The sequence below is a fragment of the Anaerococcus sp. NML200574 genome (genome assembly GCF_026131665.1).
In the GTDB taxonomy this organism is placed as follows: domain Bacteria; phylum Bacillota; class Clostridia; order Tissierellales; family Peptoniphilaceae; genus Anaerococcus; species Anaerococcus kampingae.
The window spans coordinates 55,172-76,625 of record NZ_JAMXSM010000003.1 but is presented as its reverse complement, the minus strand read 5'-3'; the positions used below and the strand labels follow the sequence as shown (position 1 = coordinate 76,625).

Sequence of the window (21,454 nt, the reverse complement as noted above, 5' to 3'; positions counted from 1 at the left end):
ATTAGAACTTTCTTGAGCCTGGTTTTACAGCTGGTATATCCTTTAAATTTTCTGGAATATTATCAGGATCCCATGCATTTACTTCAATTTTTGTAGCTGATATTAAGGCAAGTCCATTTATTTCATCCTTATTTGACCTATTTACAATGGATGTTAGAGCTACTACTTCTCCCCCACACTTGTTTATTACATCTACGGTTTCAAAAGAAGACTTACCTGTAGTTATTACATCCTCCACGATGATTACTTTTTGGCCTTTTTTGATGTCAAAACCACGTCTAAGAGTCATCACGTTGTTTTCTCTTTCTGTAAATATAGCATCTACCCCTAGTGCTCTAGCTAGTTCATAGGCTATAATTATTCCGCCCATAGCTGGACCTACACATAAGTCTACATTAATTCCAGCTTCTTTTATTTTTCCTGCAATTATTTCAGCCACTTCTTGACAATAAACAGGATTTTGTATAAGTTTTGCACATTGAACATATTTATCAGAGTGCTTACCGCTTGATAAAATAAAATGTCCTTCTAAAAGTGCATCAGATTTTTTTAATAATTCTACTGTTCTATCCATAATTTACTCCTATAATATTCCTATAATCTCATTTATATCAGATATTTTATTATCTTCAAGATATTTTTCTAAACCATCTACTATATCAATCATTGTTTCAAGTCTTTTAAAATTAGCTGTTCCCACTTGGATGGCCTTGGCTCCGACCATCAAAAATTCAAGAGCATCTTCTACATTCATTATTCCACCCATGGCGATAACAGGAAGTTTTACAGCATTTACTACTTCATAAGTCATCCTTAGGGCTATTGGTTTAATTGCAGGACCTGATAGGCCTGCTGTTTTGTTATTAAAAACAAATTTTTTCCTTTTTATGTCAACAGCCATTGCATTAAAGGTATTTACTAAGGATATGCTGTCAGCTCCCTCACCTTCAGCAATTTTTGCAAATTCACCTATGCTTGTTACATTTGGTGATAATTTTACAATTAGAGGCTTTTTTGTAGCCTTTCTTACCTGTTTTATGACTTCTTTTGCTTTGTGAGGATCTGTTCCAAAGGCCATGCCACCTTCTTTTAGGTTGGGGCATGAGATATTAAGCTCAATCATATCGACATCGCTATCTTCTAATTTGCTTGCCCCAATTCTATAATCATCATAAGAATGGCCTCCAAGATTAGCAATTACAACAGGTTGGTATTTTCTCATAAAAATAAGTTCATTTTCTATAAAATGATCTACACCTGGATTTTGAAGGCCTATGGAATTCATAATTCCGGCAGGTGTTTCATATATTCTTATGCCAGGATTGCCTGGATTTTTCTTAAGAGTTAGGCCTTTAGAAGATATGCCGCCAAGCTTATTTATATCTATGTAATTAGAAAATTCTTCTCCAAAACCAAAGGTACCACTTGCTGCTATTACAGGATTTTTAAAGTCTACTCCAGCTATATTTACTTTTAAACTCATCCATATATCCTTTCTGCATCAAATACTGGCCCATCTTTACAAACTCTTACAAATGCTCCCTCACTGTTTTCTACTGTACAGCCTAAGCAGGCCCCAATCCCACAGGCCATATGAGCTTCCATTGATATTTCGACTTTAGCCTTGGTATTTTGATCCCAAAGGGCCTTGAGCATTGGATTTGGACCACAAGCATAAATCATGTCATATTCATCTAAATCTATCTTTTCTAAGATAAACTTTTTTTCATCCCTTTCAGAACTTGTTACTATTTTATTTACAAAAGGTTTAAAATTTTCTACAAAATATGGGTCATCGGCAAAACCTGCATAAAAATCTGCTTTAGTATCAAGATTTTTAGCAAGTTCCAATAGTGGCGCAATACCAATTCCACCAGCTACTATGGCGATTTTCTTTTCACTACTTAAAGAAAATCCATTTCCCAGTGGGCCTAGAACTGATACATCATCACCCTTTTTTAGTCGGCCTATAAGCTTAGTTGCCTTACCTACGACTTGGCATAGGAAAACCAACCTATCTTCCCTTTGGTCGCATATGCCAAAGGGTCTGGCAAGAATAGGGTCATCTCTAAAAGAATCTGCCCTTAACATAAAAAATTGGCCAGGCTTACCCTTAAGATTTACATCTAGGCTAATTTGTAAAATACCTGGTGCAATCTCAATATTTTCAATAACTTTGCATGGTCTATATGTTTGCATTTTTAGATATTTCCTTATAAGTTTCTATTGTTTTTTCTCTGGCGTATTTGCCTACATTTGTTTTGCCATCATCATAATTCATCCAGTTTTTAAGGATGGCACGTGATGAATTTACAACTCCTGCATTTAAATCATTTAGAAGTTTATATACATTCATAGAATCAGCTGCTTGGGCTCCAAAACCAGGGATCAAAAAGAACATATTTTTATATCTTTCTCTGATTTTTTCTACCTCTTGGCTATGGGTAGCACCTACTACAAGGCCTACAGGTCCGTAGCCATTTTCTCCTATATATTTGTCATTAATTTCTTTTAGCCTATCGCCAATTGTATAAAATAGTTCCTCACCATTTACATCTAGGACTTCAAAGTCATTGGCTCCTGGATTTGAAGTTCTAAGTAAAACAAAAACTCCCTTTTTGCCGGATGCTAAATATTTTTCGTAAGGCTCAATTGAATCCATACCCATATATGGATTTAAGGTTATAAAGTCAACCTCAAAGTCTCCTTCAAAGTGAGCTTTAGCATACATTGTTGCAGAGGCTGCTATGTCTGATCTTTTAACATCCCCTATGCTAAGCAAATCATTATCCCTTAGGTAATCAAGGGTATTTTTATAAGCTAGCATGCCTTCTAAGCCATATGATTCATAATAAGCAATTTGAAGCTTATAGATAGCACACACATCCTTTGTAGAATCTATAATTTCCTTATTATAGGCAAACAAGGCATCAGATGTTGATTTTCCTTCCTTAATCACATCAGGTATATAATCAAGAGATGTGTCAAGTCCTACGCAAACAAAGCCTAATTTGTCGATTCTTTCATATAGTTTATCAATTATGTTCATATTTTAAAATACCCTTTCTGTAGACTTTTTGAATTTGTCCATATAGTTTTTTATCAATCATAAGTGAATTTTTAGATTTTGACCTAATATCCTCTTCTTTATAAATATAGGATTTATCAAGATCAATTAGATTAAAATCAGCAAGATAGCCTGGGTCTAATTTTCCTTTTTTAATACCCAAAATTTCTGATGGCCTTGTGGACATAATTTTTATCAGTTGGTTTAGGGAAATAAGACCAGATTTTACCAAAACTTCATAGCAAGTTGAAAAGGATGTTTCTATTCCTATAAAGCCTGGGGCTCCATTTTCCTTTTCTTCTTTAGAATGAGGAGCATGGTCTGTCGCGATTGCATCTACATAACCTTCTTTTATCATTTCTAGTAAAAATAGCCTATCCTCCTCTTTTCTAATTGGAGGATTAACCTTCATTTCATCTCTGGCTTTTTCGCTATAGTATAAGTGATGGGGTGTTACTTCACAAGTTATTTTTGCCCCCAAATCCTTAAAATATTTAATAGCTGTCATTGCTCCCCTTGTTGAAACGTGGGAAAAATGAACTGGCATTTTAAGCTTATATGCATAATAGCAATCCCTAAGGGTCATGGCTTCTTCTGCAACTTCATAATCTATAGCTGATACGCCTGCCACTTCTTCATGAAGAGTCATATTTACTCCAAGCTCTCTTGCCTTAAGCATGGCCTTATACATAACTTCCCCATCATCAACCCCGTGGCCATCATCAGAGATAAACTTAACTGAGTGAGGCATGGTTTCAAGATGGTCTAAGCTTTTACCATCAAAATTTTTGGTTATGGTATAAACTTGATCTATCCCAATTAAATCAAGTTCTTCTGCTCTTTTTATTATATCTTCATAGATTTCAACTGATGATACAGTAGGCTTGGTGTTGCCCATAAGGAGGACATTTGTAACTCCTCCTTTTAGGGCAGCAAGAGAACCTGTCTTTAGGTCTTCCTTGTAGGTAAAACCTGGGTCTCTAAAGTGTACGTGAAGGTCTGTAAAAGATGGAATGAGGGCTAGGTTTTGGCAGTCAATTATTTCATCTGCTTCATCCCTAGCAAATTCTTCTACGATTACCCCATCTTCCACAAAGATTTCTTTACGTGTAATCTTTACATCATCAAATCCATAAAAATTTGTAAAAATTTGCTTCATTTTATTCTTCCACATCGTAAATGTGTCCACAGAAGGCACATTTATATGTTTTTTCTTCTCTATTTATCAAAATAAACTCACTAGACACTTCTCTTTCGCTAGTTGATACACATTTTGGATTTTGACATGTTAAGATATCAACAGCTTTTTCAGGAAGTTTTAATTCAAGTTTTTCAACAACTTTTTCATCTTTTATGATATTAACTGTGGCTGTAGGATCTATTATTGATACAGCATCTAAATTTATTTTGATATTATTTGCAATCTTTAAAATATCTTTTTTACCAAATCTGGTTGAGCTTGCATTTAATATTATTGCTATTTCGCTATCTAGGTCTTCTAAATCTAATAGTTCATAGATTTTCATACCTAGACCTGCTCTTATATGGTCTATTACAATTCCGTCTTTTATACTAGTAATCTCAAGCATTGTTTGCCTCCAAAAGTTTTATAATTAGTGCCATTCTTACATACATACCAAATTTAACTTGTTTAAAATATACTGCTCTTGGGTCTCTATCTACTTCTTTTGCAATTTCATTAACCCTTGGTAGTGGGTGAAGGACTATCATATCTTCTCTTGCTTGGCTCATTTTTTCCTTATTTAAAAGATATGAGTCCTTAAGCCTTGTATATTGGGCATCTGAATAGAATCTTTCCTTCTGAATCCTTGTCATGTATAAGATGTCAATCTTATCGATTACAGCATCAAGCGATCTGACTTCTTCATATTCATTGTTTTCATCAAAAACTTCTTCTTTTACATATTGAGGAAGTTTTAATTCATCAGGTGATATAAGGATGAATTTATTATTTGAAAATAGGTTTAAGACCTTGATAAGTGAGTGAACAGTCCTGCCATATTTAAGGTCACCGCATATACCTATTACATGGTTATCAAGACTTTCCTTGTAATTTGAAATTGTTAGAATGTCTGTAAGGGTTTGAGTTGGATGTTGGTGGCCCCCATCACCTGCATTTATTATTGGACAATCAGCAGCAAGACTAGCAAGATATGCTGCACCTTCTTGAGGGTGGCGCATGGCTATTATATCTGCATATTGGCTTACAGTTCTAACTGTATCTTGTAAACTTTCTCCCTTAGTTGTTGAAGAATTGCTAGAGTCTGAAAAACCTATTACAGAACCACCTAATCTTAGCATAGCTGATTCAAATGATAGTCTTGTCCTTGTTGAAGGCTCAAAAAAAAGAGTCCCCAATATCTTCCCATCTGCATAATGAGAAAAATCGGTAGGACTCTTATAAATATCATTTCCTAGTTCTATAATTTCAAGCAAATCTTCTTTTGACAAATCGTGCGAATTTAATAAATTTTTTATAGAAATCATATTCATCTCCTTGGATTTTTTAAAATTATACCAGGAAATTTTTATCTGTCAAAATTATAACTCGCTTATTAGATCAGAAATTGATTTTGTAGTGACCTTATCCCTATCAATGCCTAAATCATCGAGTATTTCATCGATTTTTGATTGGTTAGTAAATTCAATCTCTAGATATGGATGAGGATAGGTTGCCTTATCCCAAGTGTCAATATCAAATCTTTGACCCTTATATCTATAGGATATTCTTTGCTTTTGGCCCTTATATTTTATCTTCACGCCAATCCTATCTAGGATTTGGGTCATCATAGTTACAGAATCAATTCTTGTTGTAAATTCGTTGTTAATCCTTACATCTTCGGAATCTTTCATCTCTTTGAAGGTAAGCTCAATTGATTCTCTCTTTCCTTCAATATAAGTTTCCCTTATCCTAAGATAGCCTGTGTCAAAGTCTTCAGAATTTTTTGGAGCAAAAGTGTAATTTACTTGTTTTTCTTCAACAATCTTTTCCGCCCCTAATTCAATTAGTTCTTGTTCAAGTTTTTCTGGTATTATATCTAATACCTTTATTTCTATTTCTCTTTGCATTATTTAATCCTCACTGGCTTAAAATCTATGTAATCGCCCGAAGCACACACAAGATTAATGCCATCTATATTCCCTTCTCTTATAAGTCTATGACCACTTCCATGGAGGTGTCCATAGATAATTGTATCAGTATTGTAATTTTTTGCCAAATCAAAAAATTCATTAAGACTTCCATCGCCATTTATTGGTGGGTAATGAAAGTTAATGATTAACTTTTTATCTTGTCTGGAAGATTCTATGGAATTTTGAAGCCTTAATAATTCTCTAGCAAATATCTTCTCATCATGGTCATCAAAATCTCTAGAATCTCTTGATATCCAGCCCCTAGTACCACATATTATATAGTCTTCTATTTCAAAGGAATTGTTTTGCAAAAATTCGATAGTTGAAAAACCAAGCTGGTTGAGCTTATTTAAGGAAGACCACCAATAATCGTGGTTGCCCTTCATTAAAATTTTCCTTCCAGGAAGCTTTTCTAATTTTTCAAGGTCAATTTTTGCATGATCAATATCCATTGCCCAAGAAATATCGCCAGGAATTAAGACTGTATCTCCATCTTTTATTAGCTTATTCCAATTATTAAAAATTTTCTCTTGATAATTTTTCCAAGCATCGCCAAAGACTTCCATAGATTTTTCTTCTGTGTAGTCTAGATGCAAGTCTGCGATAGCATATATCATCTATCCTCCAAATTTATTAGTTTTACTTCAATATTTTCATTTAAGAAAAATTCTTCCTCTCTCCTATGGCAGGTAAAATAGACTATTTGCTTATCCCTTGCCATGTCAAGAAGAACGAATAAAAATCTGATCAATCTTTCAATGTCATAATTAATAAAGGCATCATCAAATATCATAAAAACTTGTCCAAAGCTCTCGTTGACTAGGTTAAGCTTTAGGGCAAGATTTAATTGGTCAAAAAAGCCCTGAGATAATTGATTTAGATCAAAAGAATTAAAATTTTTATCTCTAATATCAATATTTAGGTCAGAATCATAGGAAACCTTAAAATTATTCCTGCTAATGCTTGTAATTAAAGAATTAATTTTTCTATTTAATTTTGCCATATCATTTTTATTTTCATCAGCTATAGCTAAAATAGTAGTTTTGGCAAGGTCGATTGCTTCTTTTTCTCTTACAATTTCTTGAAATTTTTCCTCTAAATATTTTAGCTCATCCTTATAATCAACTTCTTTTCTTAGCTTATCATCTATTAATAAAAGTTCTTTCTCCCTAGCGTTAAGAAATATTTTTAAGTTTTTAATTTCTTTATCTAAGCTATCAATCTCTTCCTGATCTTTTATATTGTCGTAAGATTCAAAATCAAAATCGTATTCTAAGTCATGATCTAGAGCTGTTAGGTCTTGTTTTTTTATAATTGATACAACTTCTTCTATTTTTTCTTTTTCTTCTAATAAGGACTTGTATTTTAAAAATCTCATCCTTAGCCTATTATACTCAGCTAAGTTATTTACTCCAAGTCGTATAAAATCAGGCTCGACCTTCTCTTTTCTATCCTTAAATAAGAAAAATAAAGTAGGAATTATAAGCAAAAGCAAATAGAGGTTTTTTGTAAAAATACTAAGACCGATTATTAATAATAGGAGAATATAAAATACATAGATATACCTAATAGAGACTTGGTCTTTTTGATAAATTTCTATGTCTTCAAAATCCTCGCTCCTGTAGGATTTTAGATCTTCATATTTTTTTAGGTCTTGATCAAGTTCATATAACTTATCTGCCCATTTTTTATAGTCCTTGTAGTTTTGGTCAGACCTTAGTGAATTGAATATTTCATTCTCATCTTTTAAATTTTTATATTTTACTTCAAGCTTTTGAAGTTTTTCCCTATTTATGTCTAAACTTTGAAATTCTTTTCTAAATTTTGCCTTAAGACTTCCTATTTCATTTAAGGACCCTTTAATCTCTGCGATTTTTTCTTTGATTTTGTAATAGGGCTTGGTGTAGGCCCTTTCTGTGCCAAGGTCTGCTTGCTTTTTATCTAGGATTTCTATAGCGCTTTTAATAGAAAAATTATAGTCAATATCCTTGCTTGCTAGCTTTTCTATTACTTTTTTCTTGCTATCAGCAGATGTAACTTGCATCTGGTAGGAAGATATAAAATTTTTATAGAGATCATAATCCAAATTTAAGAAATATTTGCCAGGATAAGCTAGGTCACTGGCTTTAGTATCAAGCTCTAATCCTTTGCTAAGGTTATAAATCTTGTAGGCACCACTATCAAAATCCCTATCAAGTCTGAAATTCTCCCCATCCTTATAAATAATTAAGCTACCAGCATAGATATAGGCTTCTTTGGGCCTATATATTTCTCTTTTTGATGAAAAACTAATTCTCTGCTTGCCCTCATCGAAACCATAAAACATCCCCTCAATGAAATTTTTAATAGTAGACTTACCCGACTCATTTAGGCCATAAATAAGATTAAATTCCTTATCTAATGTAATTTTCTTATTTATAAATTTACCAAAGGCCTTTATATTTAATTCCTTTATATATAAGTCAGTCATTTTGGCTCCTAAATAAGGCTTCTAAGCCTAGGTCTAAGGCTCTATTAGATATTTCATCATCTTTGCCCTCAAATTTCTCTAAAAATTTTGAAAGAATTGAATTAGGATAAAGACTTGCAAGTTTTTTATAATCAATTTGCTCATTTATTTTTAAATCTATATCGTAAGCATTAACATTTTTTCTAAAAGAATTTAGAGAGATGTTCTTGTCTGTCCTTAGTCTTAAAAAATTTATCTTATCTTCTAACTTAGAATTAATATAATCAACCAAGTCATCTTGATTATTAAAATCACTTGGGTCTATATTTAAATCATAAAATTTCATTAGCGATGAATCTACATAAGAAACCTTTCCCTCATCATATTTAATATAACCAAAGTCATAAAGGTCGCTATAATCCATAGGCTCGATTGCTCCTGAGTAATAAATATTATCATAAAGCTTATCTCTCTTGTGAATGTGACCTAAGGCTACATAGTCAAAGCCAAGATTTTTAAGCTTTCCTATATCTAAATTTAAGTATGATGAGTTTTTATTATAGGCATCCCCGTGGACAAGTAAAATATTAAAATATGAATCTTCTAAATCTATATCATAAGGAAAATCCTTATTATAAATCCTATCCACGTATGAAAGTCCATAAACTCTTATATTATCGATCTCAAAATAAGAAAGATCATCGTCCCAAAAAATGTGTAAATTATCTGGTTTATTTTTTAGATAAAGATAATTATCCCTTCCTATATAATCGTGATTTCCTGCAACATAAAAGACATCTTTTTTAAAAGCACCAATTTTTTCAAATAGGTCTTTGTAATCATTTAGGGTAAAATAATCCCTCTCGTAAAGGTCTCCGGCAATTAAAATAAAATCAGCATCTTGGTTCTCTTCTAAGATTTTATAAAAAGATTCTTTATTTTTCTTTCTGATGAGAGAAGATAGGTCTGATTTAAAATTTAAATTATCTGCCAGATGAACATCTGCTAGATGGATAAATTTCATATTAGGTTGACACTTTCTATAAGTCTTTTGCCATCTTCAATCTTATAAACTGTAAGTGATCCATTATCTATCCAAAATGATGGCCAATTATCAAGATCTTTTAATATCCAAAATAGTGATGATCTTATGGCAATCCCGTGGCTTATTATTAAGATTGTCTTATCTTCCTTGGATTTTTCTTCAAGAAAATCTCCTACTCTTTTTATTACATCAAGCCTTGATTCTCCATTTGGATATTTTAGGCCAAAATAGTCTGACTTTTCCTTTATAAAAAATTCCTTTTCATTTTCTCTTACATCAACAAGGCTTCTGCCCTTAAAGTCGCCAAAGTTCATCTCATTTAGGCGGCCATCGCTCTTATAATCTTTATAGCCCAGGTAGTCCGCAGTTTCTTTTGCCCTATAAAGGTTTGATGTGTAAACTTCATCTATTTGATAATTTTTAAGTAATTCTTTTGTCCTATCTAATATGTATAGGCCACTTTGTTCTAATTTTGTCTCATCAATAGAGTAGACCATCTTCATATTAGCTTCTGTTAATCCGTGTCTTACTAAAATAATTTTCATAATTCACCTCCCTATAATTATAGCAAAGATTCAAATTTTATCTAGGAATAAAAAGAAAAAAGACGGAAAATCCGCCTTATTCTCCACTGCTCATGGCCTCAGCCATGTCGATATTTTTAAGTTTATTGTGTACGTATATAAGCATAATCATTGATAGGATAAGGGTTATGGCCGCACTTACTATAAAGCTTAGAGGGTGAAGCTTATAAGAAAGCATGATATCTCTTGGGGCAACCAGGTCAATTATATACCTAAACATTAGATAACCTAACAAATATCCACCTCCTATGCCTATAAGGCTTAGAATAAATATTTCCCTATAGATATAGGCTGTTACTTCCTTTGGATAAAAGCCTAGAACTTTTATGGTTGCAAGCTCTCTTTTCCTCTCGCTTACATTTATATCGGTTATATTATATAAAACGACACTTGCAAGCACTGATGAAACCAAGGTTATTACAACTATTACTAAGTTTAAATTAGCAAGCAAAGCATCCATTGATTCATAGGCTCCGCTTGTATTTATTACTGCAAGAACCTCATCGCAATCTTCCAATTTTTGGGTAGTCTTATCAGGGTCCCCCTTTATATAATCAGCATTTACACTTAGTTTATTAGAGGTCAAATCTTCATAATAGTCCTTGGAAATATATAGGTAATCTCCTACATAATTTTCTGTAATTGATCCTATCTCAATTTCTATTAATTTCTTATCTACTTCTACCTTTATCTTGTCATTCTCCTTCAATTTAAGCTTTTTGCTAGCATTTTTTGTAATTACAGCCTTAGCTTCTTTTAGATTTATAGGATTATTTATATTTTTTCTTAAAGATACGAAATCATTAAACCTAGCCATATCCTTAGGTATTATAATTGATAGATCAAGGTCTGTGCCATTTCTATTTAGGCTTGCACTTTCATTTCTAATCTCAAGCCTCTTATCTTTTTCTATCAAATCATCGAAAATTTTCCTATCTGACTTTTGATCTAGGATTGCTTTTGATTGATAATGGAAGAGTTCATTTTGTTGAATAGCTGATGTATCCTTTAAGGAATCAATCATTGCAAAGCCGAAAAATATAAGGGCTGTGCAGCCTGCTACGCCAAAGAGGGTCATAAACATCCTTGACTTATACCTAAATAGGTTCCTAGCCGTTATTTTTTGCATGAAGGAAAGTCTCTTCCAAATCGGCTTTATCTTTTCTAAAAGAATTTGAGATCCCTTTTCTGGTGCCTTTGCCTGAAGTAGTCTTGCTGGGGACTCATTTACAGTTTCCTTAGAGGTGAAAAATACTGTTAAGGCTACTAAACTTGCTGAAAGAATCACAGACCCTATAATCAAAAGAAGCGATGATGTGAAGCTCATATTTATTATAGAAAAACCTGTTGAATAGGCCTTAAATATTATCCCTGCTATTAGATACCTTGCCAAAATCCCACCTATTATTGACCCTATCAAGGTAGGTATCAGACCATAAATATAGAATCTCCTGGCTATTAATTTATTTGAATAGCCCAAGGATTTTAGACTACCATTTATTAGCCTTTGCTCCTCTATATATCTTTTCATGGTTGTAAGGGTTACAAGCATAGCTACCATGTAGAAAAACACAGGAAATACTAGGGATAATTTGTCCATATTTAGGGAGTTTTGATAATAAGTATCTATGCCCTCATTATCAAAGATTGTACTCACATTATATTCAGGATCTGTAAGTTTTAGAAGGGTTTCCTTTTGATCTTTTATCTCTTCTTCCCCTTCTTCTATATCATCTAGTGACTCTGATTTTTTATCTTCAAATTCCTTAAGACCCTTTTCGTAATCAGCTTTTGATTTTATAAGGTCCTTATAGGCTTTTTCTAATTCATTTGCCCCTTTTACCCTATTCTTTTCAAGCTCATCAAGGCCTTGATAATATGATGTCCAGCCTCTGCTGATTTCTGTTTGCTTATTATTTACTGTTTTTAGAGCCTGGTCAAGCTTTGCTGCTCCTGATTTTTTTTCTTCTTCAAATTTAGCCTTTCCTTGCTTGTAAGAAGCAAGGGCCTTATTTAATTCAACTTCCTTTTTCTTAATTTCTTCAAGGCCAGCTAGTAGGGGTGCCTTTTGCTTAGCTATTTCTTCTTCAAAATCATCAGAATTAGCCTGGCCTAATGCATCAAGACCTAATTCCGTCTGATTTTCATTAGAATCTGGTAATTGATCATTAACTTGTAAAGATTCCTTAAAAGAAGCATCTATCTGACTTAGACCATTTTCTATTTCTTGCCTTTTGCTTGAAATTTCATCTTGTCCCGCCTTAATCTTTTGATAGGATTCATTTAACTTTTCTTCATTTATTTTAATCTCTTCATCATATTTATTTCTTGAATTTTCTAATTCAAGCTTGGCCTTATCAAGCTCTGCTTGACCTGTAATCAAGTCATTTCTTGCCTTAGTTAGCTTAGCCTTAGCATTTTCAATTTCTCTATGATACTTCGCTTTTTCTGTCCCGTATTTACTAAATCCATCATCAATTTTTATCTTAGCATCTTTTAATTCTTTTTCAGTTTCAGATATTTTTTCTCTAGCATCAGATAAGTCGCCCTCGGCCTTATTTATCTTATCATTTGCCTCAGTTTTTATCTTCTCCAACACTTCCTTTGGTCTAGATAAGATAACCTTATCTATAGCATCCTTCTTATCTTTTACAATTTGTTTGTATTCGTCACTTGTTTTATTTAAATCTTCAGTAGTTTTATAAGAAATATTTACTTCATCAAATTCTTCTTTTTCGAAATTTTCTTTTGAAATAAAGGCAAGGCCAGATATTTCTTTTTTGCCAACTGGAGAAATCTCTTTCATGTCTTCAAGAAATCTTTGGCTAGTATTAAAAAATCCTACTACTTTATATTTTGTATTTCTAAGCTTATTAGTATCCTTTTGCTTGTCATTTATATAGGAAAAATCTACATAATCACCAATCTTATAAGTAGATTTTAGGGCCTTATCTAGAATTATTTCGTTCTTTGCCTTTAACTTTTGACCATCGACCATATCTATTTTTTCAAAATTCTTATCAAAAGATTTTATCCTTATAATCTGATTCTGGTTTTCCAAGTCAATAATTTTTATAAATGAAATATCCTTAATATCATTGTCATTTTCTAAAAGAATCTGATCTTCATAATCCATTGGATAAGTTGACCTTACTATTATATCGGGATGTTTATAGATATTAAGTGACTCGTCAAGGCTTTTTCTCATAGATGGGCCTGTCAGATTTAGGCCTACAATTATCATTGTTGCAAGACCAACCATGACTCCAATTGAAAATACCTTTCCTAAGGTTGTTTTCATATCCCTTATTATATTTTTGTAAAAAGTATTCATCTTACCACTCCAGTTCTCCAACTGGTCTTGGGTTTTCGTTGCTATATGCTTTCAGGATTTTCCCATCTTTTAGTTCTATTACCTCATCAGCCATTGGCTTAATAAGGGAATTGTGGGTTATTATTATAACTGTTGCTCCAAGCCTTCTTGAAGCATCTTGTAAGAGTTTTAGGATATTTTTTCCCGTTTTATAATCAAGAGCACCTGTAGGCTCATCGCATAATAAAAGCTTAGGATTTTTAGCAAGAGCCCTTGCAATTGCAACTCTTTGCTGCTCACCTCCAGATAATTGGGATGGAAAATTTTCATACCTAGAATTAAGACCTACTTCATCTAAGACCTCTTCTGCCACTAGGGAATCTTTTGATAATTCGCTAGCTAATTCAACATTTTCAAGGGCTGTGAGATTTGGTATAAGATTATAATGTTGGAATACAAAACCAACGTCATCACGCCTATAGGTGGTAAGGTCTTTATCATTTAATTTTGATAGGTTTTTACCATCAATTAATATATCTCCGGAACTTGCTTGCTCCATTCCGCCTATTATATTTAGTAGAGTAGTCTTACCAGCACCTGATGCCCCAACAATTATAAGAAGTTTCCCTTCATCAAGGTCAAAACTTATATTGTCGTTAGCAACTATCTCGCTGGTACCAGACTTGTATTTTTTGCTCACATTTTTTAAACTTATATAAGACATAATTATTCCTTCCTGTCTATATCATATATGTATTTATACCCATTTTTAGCAAATATAAAAGAGCCATCTGGCCCTTAAATATTTTTATATTTTTCTCTAACTTCATTGATTTTCCCGCAAGTCATCTTACCTTCTGGACAAGGTCCTCCAATGCATGATGGACCTGCATTGGCAAAGATATTTGGATAAATCCCTTTGACAAGCTTAATCATCTGATCAGAAAGCTCTCGTATCTCCCACTGTGCCCTGTTACATGACCTTAAGGAGAAAAAATGAAGAAGGGTTCTAGCATTCATTGTAAAGACAATTTTAGTCTCGCAAGCATTTGGAAATACATACCTTGCATCTTCTATAGCCTTCTTGCTAGCTTGTCTTTTTGCTGTCTTTTCATCCAGTCCTTCTGATATAAAATCTTTAAAATGCTTATCAAATAAGATATCTGTAAGCTTATCATAGGCTTTTTGATCTTCTTCCATAGCCTTTATATAAATTTCAGTTGCTTCAGGGTTTTCCTTTATGTGGGGTGGGATTATGTATTCAAAACCATCTAATTTGACATATCTTTGAGATTGCTGAGAATAGGAAGCAAGCCTATGGCGGACGAGTTGGTGGGTTAAAGTCCTAGATACTCCCTCAACTGCAAAGGTAAAGGAAATATGCTCAATTGGAGACATATGACCCATGCTCGCAAGCATCTTTACATATTTGGCGATAGCTTCTTCATCTTGCTTTTTAGAAATTTCATCTACCCCAACTGGAGAATAGCAAAGCTTACCAGCCTGAGCTATTGTCTCTTCTCCATTTGGTGTATAGTTTAATAATTTAACTTTTAACTTAGCTTCTGTCATAAAATACCTTTCTTTTCTAATCTAATTCTATTATACCATTTTAAAAACTCAGTATTTTATCCTCTAACTAAAAGTTTTTTATAAGTCTTATCTATCAAGATTGCTCCAAGGGGTGCTGTAATTAAAATCCCAAGCACTGCTACAGATAAAATAGCAAGGCCAGATGATAAGCCATTAGCAAGGGCAACCGATCCAATTGCAGCTTGTACAGTAGCCTTTGGCATATAAGAAAAAATGGTAAATAATTTTTCTTTCTTATTAAGATCAGAAAATCCTACAGCAATAAATACGCCTATAGCCCTTATCATAAGTCCTAAAAATATTAAAATTATCCCATAAAATCCTACTTCAGTCATATATTTTATATCAACCTCAGCTCCAACTAGGACAAACAAAAGCACTTCTGCAAATATCCACAACTTAGCAAATTTATCTGAAAGTCTACTAACTAGGTCATCACTAGCCTTTATTTTATAGGAGCTAGCCATAGCAATAACTGCAAGTAGTCCCGAAATTGGGACAAGGTTTTTTAATAAGCCTTCCATACTTACGAGCAAAAATGAGATACCCAAAATAATAATGACCTTAGTAGAATTTCTGATGTAGGCTCCTTTTTTAAATTTCATTTCAAAGAAATAATAAAGCAATAAACCAATTAAAATTCCGACTCCTATGCCAAGTATTATTGATATAGGTACCTTTATAAGAGATCCAGCTGAAAAACTTCCACCCTTAGCCATAGATAAAAATGATGAAAAAAGAACAAGGACAAAGACATCATCACAAGATGCTCCAGCAAGGATCATCTGAGGGATAGATTTATCTTTACCATAGCCCTCATCAATCAACTTAACCATCCTAGGTACGACTATGGCAGGAGAAACAGCTCCCATCACAGCCCCCATAAGGAGTCCATCAATAAGATTCAAGCCTAAAACCATAGGTGCAAATATTGCGTAGGCCAATATTTCAAATGATGCTGGCAAAAATGACAAAAGAACTGCAGATGTACCAACCCTCTTAAGGTCAGAAATATCTAGTGAAAGGCCCGCCTTAAGCAAGATAACAATAAGGGCAATTGTCCTTAAATCTGATGAAATTGCTAATGTATTAGGGTCAATCAAGTTTAAAAGCTCTGGCCCAAGGATAATTCCAGTTAAAAGCATACCAATAATGGCAGGCAAGCCTATTTTCTTAAAAATACTAGCAAGACTCATTCCCACTAGTAGGATAAGTCCTAAAGATAAAATCATAATACCTCCTTAATTTCCTAACAAAAAAAGCTGACACCCCTACAATCAAGTAGAAGTCATCAGCTTTCGCGTTTTAGATTCTTTAGATTATAATCACGGGAGAACTTCATTCCCTAAAATAATTATATGCAAATTTAACTTAAAATCAAATATTTTTAATCAGTAAGTTTAAAAGTTTTGCCTAAGTCATCTGACTTATAAAAATTTATATTTCCATTAACATCTTCACACCTAAGTAAAATAAGACCATCCTCAGAAATTTCCCCGCTAATTTCAGGACTAGTATCTGGAATTTCCGAAATAAAATTTAATTTATTATCTATAACTTCAATGAAAAACCACCTTGACCTCGCTCCTGCCCTATCTACTTCAATAAGGCCATAAGCTGAATTTGCTATTAATTTTGCATCTCTTAGGCTAAAATCTTTTAAAATTTCTTTTTCACTTAGTTCAGACCCGGACCTGTCATATGCTAATGATTTTTGGCCTTTGATAATTTGCTTGTCCTTATCAAAATAGATTTCAAACTTATCTTTTACTTGATCATTTGAAATATTACTGATATCCTTAAAAATTTTCTTTGATTCTTCAAAATTAAGCTTATCCATTGTGATTATTTTTTTCCTATAAATTTCATAATCATCATCAAGCCAGCCTTCATTCAGGATATAATATTTTTCTCCTTGATAAGAAAAAGGCTCATTGTCCTTAAAAGCAAAAATACTCATTATTAGTATAAAGTATACCGACAAAAGCATTATGCCAATCAAAACTAAACTTATAAATATCTTTACATAAAAATTTATTTTAATATTAGTGAATTTGTATATAAAAATAATCTGATAAGAAAAAAATCCAAGCTCAGATAAAATAAGAAGTAAATTATTAAATATAGGTATAAATTCAAGCTTAGCAGATAATACAAAGATTAAAAAAATAAGAGGAAATGATAGTATATAGAAAATTATTTCTAGTATTATCTTTTTATTAATTATTTTATTCATCATTTTCATATCCCTACTATCAATTTACTAAAAACTCAATCTTTTATTGATGCTGAATAAAACTGTAGAAACAAATAAATATAAGATTCCTGCAACAATATTTAAGTTCATTCTGTATATAAAAATCAAAATAAGTAAGATTATATTTACAAGCAAAGAAGGTATCATAGTTTTTAAATTTTTCATTCCAACTTCTATATCTTTATTAATATTTCTTATATTTCCTGATTTATAATTGGGAATCATGTTATGACTAAAAATTAAAATTATATTTTCGCTAGCTAGTATATATATGATAAATTTAAAAACTAATTTAAAGTTAAAATCACTATAACTTGTCAAGGCAAATTTATCTCCTAAAATCAATAAAAAATATAATATCAAAATAAAAACCGCAAGAAATAAAAGGGTAAAAATATTTTTACTAAGTATGTAATCAAATCTTTTATTTCTATTGTCTAAATTTTTAAATTCTTTATAAAAAAGACCATCTGTTGTAATATATCTAAAAATTGAACTTGTAAGAACTCCAATTCCCAGACAGAATATCCATTTAGGCATCATTAAAAATGTAAAAATAAATAAAAATACCAAGCCAAATATAAAGCAAAAAAGGTCATGACTACCATCTTCTATAAAAAATTTCCTAACTGTATTCTTAAAAACCATACTACCCTTTCTAATTGTCCAGCTTATCTTAATATAATTTGTAAAATTTAAATATGTAAAGAGCTTGGGAAATCCCAAGCCCTATAAGCTATATTGAACCATCCCTTTCCCAGAATCTTTGCTTAGTTAAGTTTTCTATAAACTTATCAATTTCCTTCATGTCCTTACTTACAATAACTCCAGGAGCCTTCTGTTGCTCCTTATCTAAGATTGCCTCAGGATCTCCTATTAACCATATTGGTTTATAGTGTTTGAAAGTTTCATCTACAAATTCACCAACATTTTTACTAAAATCTTTAGAAGGTTTTTCAGGAACTACAACTATGAGAGCATCTTCTAAAACTGGATGGATTGTCTCATACCTATGGTCTACCTTTTGTCCATCTTTTGTATCTTGAAGATTGCCTTGGATAATTTCTGCCTTTGCCTTAGAATCTTTTATCTTCTTTACTAGAGATTTAAAGTCAAAATCATCATCATTATCAGAATAAATACCAACTTTTAAGGTATCTGGCTTAAAGATTGTATTGGCTTGAGCAAATTCTGGCATCTTTACTTTCTTAGCTTCCTTACTTGGCTTAATGCCAACAGGATCAAAACCACGATCAGCGTCTGGCTTATCTGCTCCAACATTTTTAGCAATTTCTTCTGCCATTTTCATATCTACATTGGCAAACATATCTACCACATTTTGCCTAATTTCTTCTCTTTGGACCTTTGATAGTTCAAAAGAAAAGGCATTTATAATATGTTCTTGCTCAACCTTACTAACTGACTTATAGAAGGCTGTAGCCTGGCTAAAGTGGTCTCTAAAACTATCATCTCTTGCCTTTATTACTTGACCATCAATTTTTTCTTGATAGTGCTCATAGCCACCATTTTCTGGGCTTTCATAATATGGAGATTGGTCATCTATAGTTGATTTATGGTAGGCTACTGGACCCTTATTTATCATATGTTGGTGCCAGCCATCTCTTTGGTTATTATGAACTCCAACTATTGGTCTATTTATTGGAATTTGTGCAAAGTTTGGTCCACCTAGCCTCAATAACTGAGTATCAGTGTAGGAGAAAAGTCTGCCTTGTAACAGTGGGTCATTTGAAAAATCAATTCCAGGTATTACATTGCCCGGATTAAAGGCAACTTGCTCTGTTTCTGCAAAGTAATTATCTACATTTCTATTAAAGATCATTTCTCCAATTTTTACCTTTGGAATATCTTCTTCTGGCCAAACCTTGGTTGGATCTAGGATATCAAATGGGAAGTCATGCTCTTTTTCAACAGGAAGAATTTGAACACAGAAATCCCAAACTGGGTAAGAGCCTTCATCAATGGCATCATACATATCTTTTCTTTGACTGTCTGGATCGTTACCAGATACCTTTAAGGTTTCATCCCATACTCTAGAGTGGACTCCTAGTTGTGGGTTCCATTGATATCTTACAAAGCATGCCTTGCCTTCTTTATTTATCCATCTAAAAGTATGGACTCCAAAACCATCAACCATGCGTAGACTTAAAGGAATTGCCCTATCACTCATTTGCCACATAACCATATGAGCGGACTCTTGGTTACGAGTTACAAAATCCCAAAAAGTATCGTGGGCTGATTGGGCTTGAGGTACTTCTGTATCTGGTTCTGGTTTAACAGCATGGACAAAATCTGGGAATTTTATTGCATCTTGGATAATAAATACTGGCACATTATTTCCAACTATGTCATAATTTCCTTCTTCGGTATAAAATTTTATAGCAAAACCACGCACATCACGAGGTGTATCTGTAGAGCCCCTAAAGCCTGCTACAGTAGATATCCTTGAAAATAATGGGGTTTCTTTGTTATGGCCTGAAAATAGGCATGCTTTTGTGTACTTACTCATATCCTTGGTAGATTTAAAAATCCCATGGGCACCTACACCACGAGCGTGGACAATTCTTTCAGGAATTCTCTCATGGTCAAAGTGCATGATTTTTTCTCTTAGATGAAAGTCTTCAAGAAGAGTAGGTCCTCTCCTGCCAGCCTTAAGGGAAAATTCATCTTCAGCCATCTTTAGGCCCTTATTGGTTGTAAAAGCCTTCCCCTTATTATCAACCTTATTTTTTTCCAAATCTTTAATCTTGGCATTATCCTTAACAGGTTTTACCTTTTCAGCTCCTTTTGGTGTCAAAGGTGCTTTAATAAAATCATGTTGACCTTTATCATTCTTTTTTGCCATATTTTCCTCCTATTAATTTACTATCTCAATTAGTGTTTACCCATTTTCCATCAAAGTATGCGAAAATAGATAAATAAAAATCCAGTTTAAAAACCGGACTTAAATTTCTTATATATGATATGTTGCAAAGTTTTTTTGAGAATAAATGGATTTATTCAGTCAACAAATCTTTTTAATTTAATAGTATCACAACTAAAATTACAAGCTATCTTATAAAAAATTATGCCTTAATACTTTCCACATAAGTACAAGTTGGATAATTAGTACAGCCTAGAAAAGATCCATATCTACCAGTTCTTATTTCAAGAGGACTTCCGCATTTTGGGCAAAGCTTGATACTTTCATTCTTTTCTTTTTTCATATCTAGCTTAGCTTCCTTCTCTTTAACCTCTTCCTTTGTTATTTTAGATTTTGATTCTTCCGATTTTTCAATCTTCTTACTTGGGGATTTTTTTGTCTTGCTTGTAGAATCTGTTTTGTTTTTCAGCTTATTTTTCTTAGCTTCTTTTATGTTTTTAACATGGTCTCTGTTGCTTATATTTAGCCTATTTTCCTGGATTATTTCTAAAATCTTTTCTAATTCATCTTTACCGATTATCTCTTCATTAGATAATTTTTCTATTTCTTTTGAAACCTGTGACATCTTACAAACTACAGATTCCTTAAGCTTTACCTTGATTTCTGCTTCTGGAGAAAAGGCTATAATAGAAAAGTATTTCATATTAGGATACAAATCTTTTAAAATATTTTCTACAGCCTTTATATGGGCGTAATTTTGTAAGATTGGATTCATGAAAGTTTTCTTATTTCCATAGATATTTTGAGTCCAATTTTTTCCAAATTCAGACCCATATATCCAGCCCTTATAGTTTTTAGTTTCTATTGAAAAAATCCCAAAAGTTGACACTACAAGATGATCAATTTGGGTAGACTTTGTAGTCCCTCCTGCATTTTCTAAGACTAGATTATTAATTACCTTATATTGTTCCTTATCTAGGCTATTAAGTTTAATTTTAACTATGGATTCACCCATGTGGCCTTTTATTTTGGGCAAGAACATTTTAAGGACAAAGACAAAGGCCAAAAATATAGCTAATTGAATATAAATATCATACATAAGCGCACCTCGC

General features: G+C 32.6%; 20 protein-coding genes and 1 riboswitch. All 20 genes read right to left on the bottom strand.

The genetic code is table 11. From position 1 onward, the window contains the following. Nucleotide 1: 1 nt before the first annotated feature. The 20 genes from pyrE to NH286_RS02160 all read right to left on the bottom strand — a co-directional run bounded on the left by pyrE (nucleotide 2) and on the right by NH286_RS02160 (nucleotide 21,441). On the bottom strand, nucleotides 2–574 hold the full coding sequence (gene pyrE, locus NH286_RS02255) for an orotate phosphoribosyltransferase (protein ID WP_106460115.1): 573 nt from the start codon (nucleotides 572–574) through the stop codon (nucleotides 2–4). Nucleotides 575–583: 9 nt separating this feature from the next. Continuing rightward, the gene (locus NH286_RS02250; protein WP_106460114.1) at nucleotides 584–1,483 is read right to left on the bottom strand and encodes a dihydroorotate dehydrogenase; all 900 of its coding nucleotides are present in this window, start codon (nucleotides 1,481–1,483) and stop codon (nucleotides 584–586) included. After that, nucleotides 1,480–2,199 carry a dihydroorotate dehydrogenase electron transfer subunit gene (locus NH286_RS02245; RefSeq protein WP_106460113.1) on the bottom strand — a complete coding sequence of 240 codons (720 nt, stop codon included), beginning with the start codon at nucleotides 2,197–2,199 and terminating at the stop codon, nucleotides 1,480–1,482. The genes NH286_RS02250 and NH286_RS02245 overlap by 4 nt, the downstream gene beginning before the upstream one ends. Further along, nucleotides 2,186–3,049 (bottom strand): orotidine-5'-phosphate decarboxylase, encoded by an 864-nt coding sequence (gene pyrF / locus NH286_RS02240; RefSeq protein WP_106460112.1) that lies wholly within the window; start codon nucleotides 3,047–3,049, stop codon nucleotides 2,186–2,188. Before pyrF ends, NH286_RS02245 begins: the two co-directional genes overlap by 14 nt. Then, the gene (locus NH286_RS02235) at nucleotides 3,036–4,226 is read right to left on the bottom strand and encodes a dihydroorotase (protein ID WP_265236551.1); all 1,191 of its coding nucleotides are present in this window, start codon (nucleotides 4,224–4,226) and stop codon (nucleotides 3,036–3,038) included. Before NH286_RS02235 ends, pyrF begins: the two co-directional genes overlap by 14 nt. 1 nt (nucleotide 4,227) lies before the next feature. Continuing rightward, the gene (locus NH286_RS02230) at nucleotides 4,228–4,656 is read right to left on the bottom strand and encodes an aspartate carbamoyltransferase regulatory subunit (protein WP_106460110.1); all 429 of its coding nucleotides are present in this window, start codon (nucleotides 4,654–4,656) and stop codon (nucleotides 4,228–4,230) included. Continuing rightward, nucleotides 4,649–5,575: an aspartate carbamoyltransferase gene (gene pyrB, locus NH286_RS02225; protein WP_265236549.1), complete on the bottom strand. Its 927-nt coding sequence runs from the start codon at nucleotides 5,573–5,575 to the stop codon at nucleotides 4,649–4,651. Before pyrB ends, NH286_RS02230 begins: the two co-directional genes overlap by 8 nt. Before the next feature lie 54 nt (nucleotides 5,576–5,629). Further along, nucleotides 5,630–6,157: a class IV adenylate cyclase gene (locus NH286_RS02220; RefSeq protein WP_106460108.1), complete on the bottom strand. Its 528-nt coding sequence runs from the start codon at nucleotides 6,155–6,157 to the stop codon at nucleotides 5,630–5,632. Beyond that, entirely contained in the window at nucleotides 6,157–6,837 is a 681-nt protein-coding gene (locus NH286_RS02215) for a metallophosphoesterase (RefSeq protein WP_106460107.1), read from the bottom strand. Before NH286_RS02215 ends, NH286_RS02220 begins: the two co-directional genes overlap by 1 nt. Continuing rightward, nucleotides 6,834–8,690 carry an ATP-binding protein gene (locus tag NH286_RS02210; RefSeq protein WP_265236546.1) on the bottom strand — a complete coding sequence of 619 codons (1,857 nt, stop codon included), beginning with the start codon at nucleotides 8,688–8,690 and terminating at the stop codon, nucleotides 6,834–6,836. The genes NH286_RS02215 and NH286_RS02210 overlap by 4 nt, the downstream gene beginning before the upstream one ends. After that, complete coding sequence (locus NH286_RS02205) at nucleotides 8,683–9,693, bottom strand: metallophosphoesterase family protein (RefSeq protein WP_106460105.1); 1,011 nt, start codon at nucleotides 9,691–9,693, stop codon at nucleotides 8,683–8,685. Before NH286_RS02205 ends, NH286_RS02210 begins: the two co-directional genes overlap by 8 nt. Next, nucleotides 9,690–10,259: a histidine phosphatase family protein gene (locus NH286_RS02200; RefSeq protein ID WP_106460104.1), complete on the bottom strand. Its 570-nt coding sequence runs from the start codon at nucleotides 10,257–10,259 to the stop codon at nucleotides 9,690–9,692. The genes NH286_RS02205 and NH286_RS02200 overlap by 4 nt, the downstream gene beginning before the upstream one ends. 76 nt (nucleotides 10,260–10,335) lie before the next feature. Further along, nucleotides 10,336–13,632, bottom strand: a complete 3,297-nt coding sequence (locus tag NH286_RS02195) for an FtsX-like permease family protein (RefSeq protein WP_265236543.1) — start codon at nucleotides 13,630–13,632, stop codon at nucleotides 10,336–10,338. Between the two features lies 1 nt (nucleotide 13,633). Further along, on the bottom strand, nucleotides 13,634–14,335 hold the full coding sequence (locus tag NH286_RS02190) for an ABC transporter ATP-binding protein (RefSeq protein ID WP_106460102.1): 702 nt from the start codon (nucleotides 14,333–14,335) through the stop codon (nucleotides 13,634–13,636). Nucleotides 14,336–14,409: 74 nt separating this feature from the next. Then, complete coding sequence (gene thyX / locus NH286_RS02185; protein ID WP_106460101.1) at nucleotides 14,410–15,183, bottom strand: FAD-dependent thymidylate synthase; 774 nt, start codon at nucleotides 15,181–15,183, stop codon at nucleotides 14,410–14,412. Between the two features lie 56 nt (nucleotides 15,184–15,239). Continuing rightward, on the bottom strand, nucleotides 15,240–16,436 hold the full coding sequence (locus tag NH286_RS02180) for a cation:proton antiporter (RefSeq protein ID WP_265236541.1): 1,197 nt from the start codon (nucleotides 16,434–16,436) through the stop codon (nucleotides 15,240–15,242). 43 nt (nucleotides 16,437–16,479) lie between these two features. Beyond that, a riboswitch (Fluoride riboswitch) is annotated at nucleotides 16,480–16,559 on the bottom strand. 32 nt (nucleotides 16,560–16,591) lie between these two features. Continuing rightward, the gene (locus tag NH286_RS02175) at nucleotides 16,592–17,443 is read right to left on the bottom strand and encodes a hypothetical protein (RefSeq protein ID WP_265236539.1); all 852 of its coding nucleotides are present in this window, start codon (nucleotides 17,441–17,443) and stop codon (nucleotides 16,592–16,594) included. 24 nt (nucleotides 17,444–17,467) lie between these two features. After that, nucleotides 17,468–18,109, bottom strand: a complete 642-nt coding sequence (locus NH286_RS02170) for a hypothetical protein (protein WP_265236537.1) — start codon at nucleotides 18,107–18,109, stop codon at nucleotides 17,468–17,470. 88 nt (nucleotides 18,110–18,197) lie between these two features. After that, nucleotides 18,198–20,324: a catalase gene (locus tag NH286_RS02165; protein WP_265236535.1), complete on the bottom strand. Its 2,127-nt coding sequence runs from the start codon at nucleotides 20,322–20,324 to the stop codon at nucleotides 18,198–18,200. Nucleotides 20,325–20,544: 220 nt separating this feature from the next. Beyond that, nucleotides 20,545–21,441, bottom strand: a complete 897-nt coding sequence (locus NH286_RS02160) for an NERD domain-containing protein (RefSeq protein ID WP_265236533.1) — start codon at nucleotides 21,439–21,441, stop codon at nucleotides 20,545–20,547. Between the last annotated feature and the right edge of the window lie 13 nt (nucleotides 21,442–21,454).

Bases quoted from the DNA above. Each gene is read 5' to 3' on its own strand.
- NH286_RS02220 (WP_106460108.1), bottom strand. From the start codon at position 6,157: ATGCAAAGAGAAATAGAAATAAAGGTATTAGATATAATACCAGAAAAA.
- NH286_RS02210 (WP_265236546.1), bottom strand. From the start codon at position 8,690: ATGACTGACTTATATATAAAGGAATTAAATATAAAGGCCTTTGGTAAA.
- NH286_RS02200 (WP_106460104.1), bottom strand. From the start codon at position 10,259: ATGAAAATTATTTTAGTAAGACACGGATTAACAGAAGCTAATATGAAG.
- NH286_RS02205 (WP_106460105.1), bottom strand. From the start codon at position 9,693: ATGAAATTTATCCATCTAGCAGATGTTCATCTGGCAGATAATTTAAAT.
- NH286_RS02175 (WP_265236539.1), bottom strand. From the start codon at position 17,443: ATGATGAATAAAATAATTAATAAAAAGATAATACTAGAAATAATTTTC.
- pyrB (WP_265236549.1), bottom strand. From the start codon at position 5,575: ATGATTTCTATAAAAAATTTATTAAATTCGCACGATTTGTCAAAAGAA.
- NH286_RS02230 (WP_106460110.1), bottom strand. From the start codon at position 4,656: ATGCTTGAGATTACTAGTATAAAAGACGGAATTGTAATAGACCATATA.
- NH286_RS02165 (WP_265236535.1), bottom strand. From the start codon at position 20,324: ATGGCAAAAAAGAATGATAAAGGTCAACATGATTTTATTAAAGCACCT.
- NH286_RS02160 (WP_265236533.1), bottom strand. From the start codon at position 21,441: ATGTATGATATTTATATTCAATTAGCTATATTTTTGGCCTTTGTCTTT.
- NH286_RS02195 (WP_265236543.1), bottom strand. From the start codon at position 13,632: ATGAATACTTTTTACAAAAATATAATAAGGGATATGAAAACAACCTTA.
- NH286_RS02170 (WP_265236537.1), bottom strand. From the start codon at position 18,109: ATGGTTTTTAAGAATACAGTTAGGAAATTTTTTATAGAAGATGGTAGT.
- NH286_RS02190 (WP_106460102.1), bottom strand. From the start codon at position 14,335: ATGTCTTATATAAGTTTAAAAAATGTGAGCAAAAAATACAAGTCTGGT.
- NH286_RS02235 (WP_265236551.1), bottom strand. From the start codon at position 4,226: ATGAAGCAAATTTTTACAAATTTTTATGGATTTGATGATGTAAAGATT.
- NH286_RS02180 (WP_265236541.1), bottom strand. From the start codon at position 16,436: ATGATTTTATCTTTAGGACTTATCCTACTAGTGGGAATGAGTCTTGCT.
- pyrF (WP_106460112.1), bottom strand. From the start codon at position 3,049: ATGAACATAATTGATAAACTATATGAAAGAATCGACAAATTAGGCTTT.
- thyX (WP_106460101.1), bottom strand. From the start codon at position 15,183: ATGACAGAAGCTAAGTTAAAAGTTAAATTATTAAACTATACACCAAAT.
- NH286_RS02215 (WP_106460107.1), bottom strand. From the start codon at position 6,837: ATGATATATGCTATCGCAGACTTGCATCTAGACTACACAGAAGAAAAA.
- NH286_RS02250 (WP_106460114.1), bottom strand. From the start codon at position 1,483: ATGAGTTTAAAAGTAAATATAGCTGGAGTAGACTTTAAAAATCCTGTA.
- NH286_RS02245 (WP_106460113.1), bottom strand. From the start codon at position 2,199: ATGCAAACATATAGACCATGCAAAGTTATTGAAAATATTGAGATTGCA.
- pyrE (WP_106460115.1), bottom strand. From the start codon at position 574: ATGGATAGAACAGTAGAATTATTAAAAAAATCTGATGCACTTTTAGAA.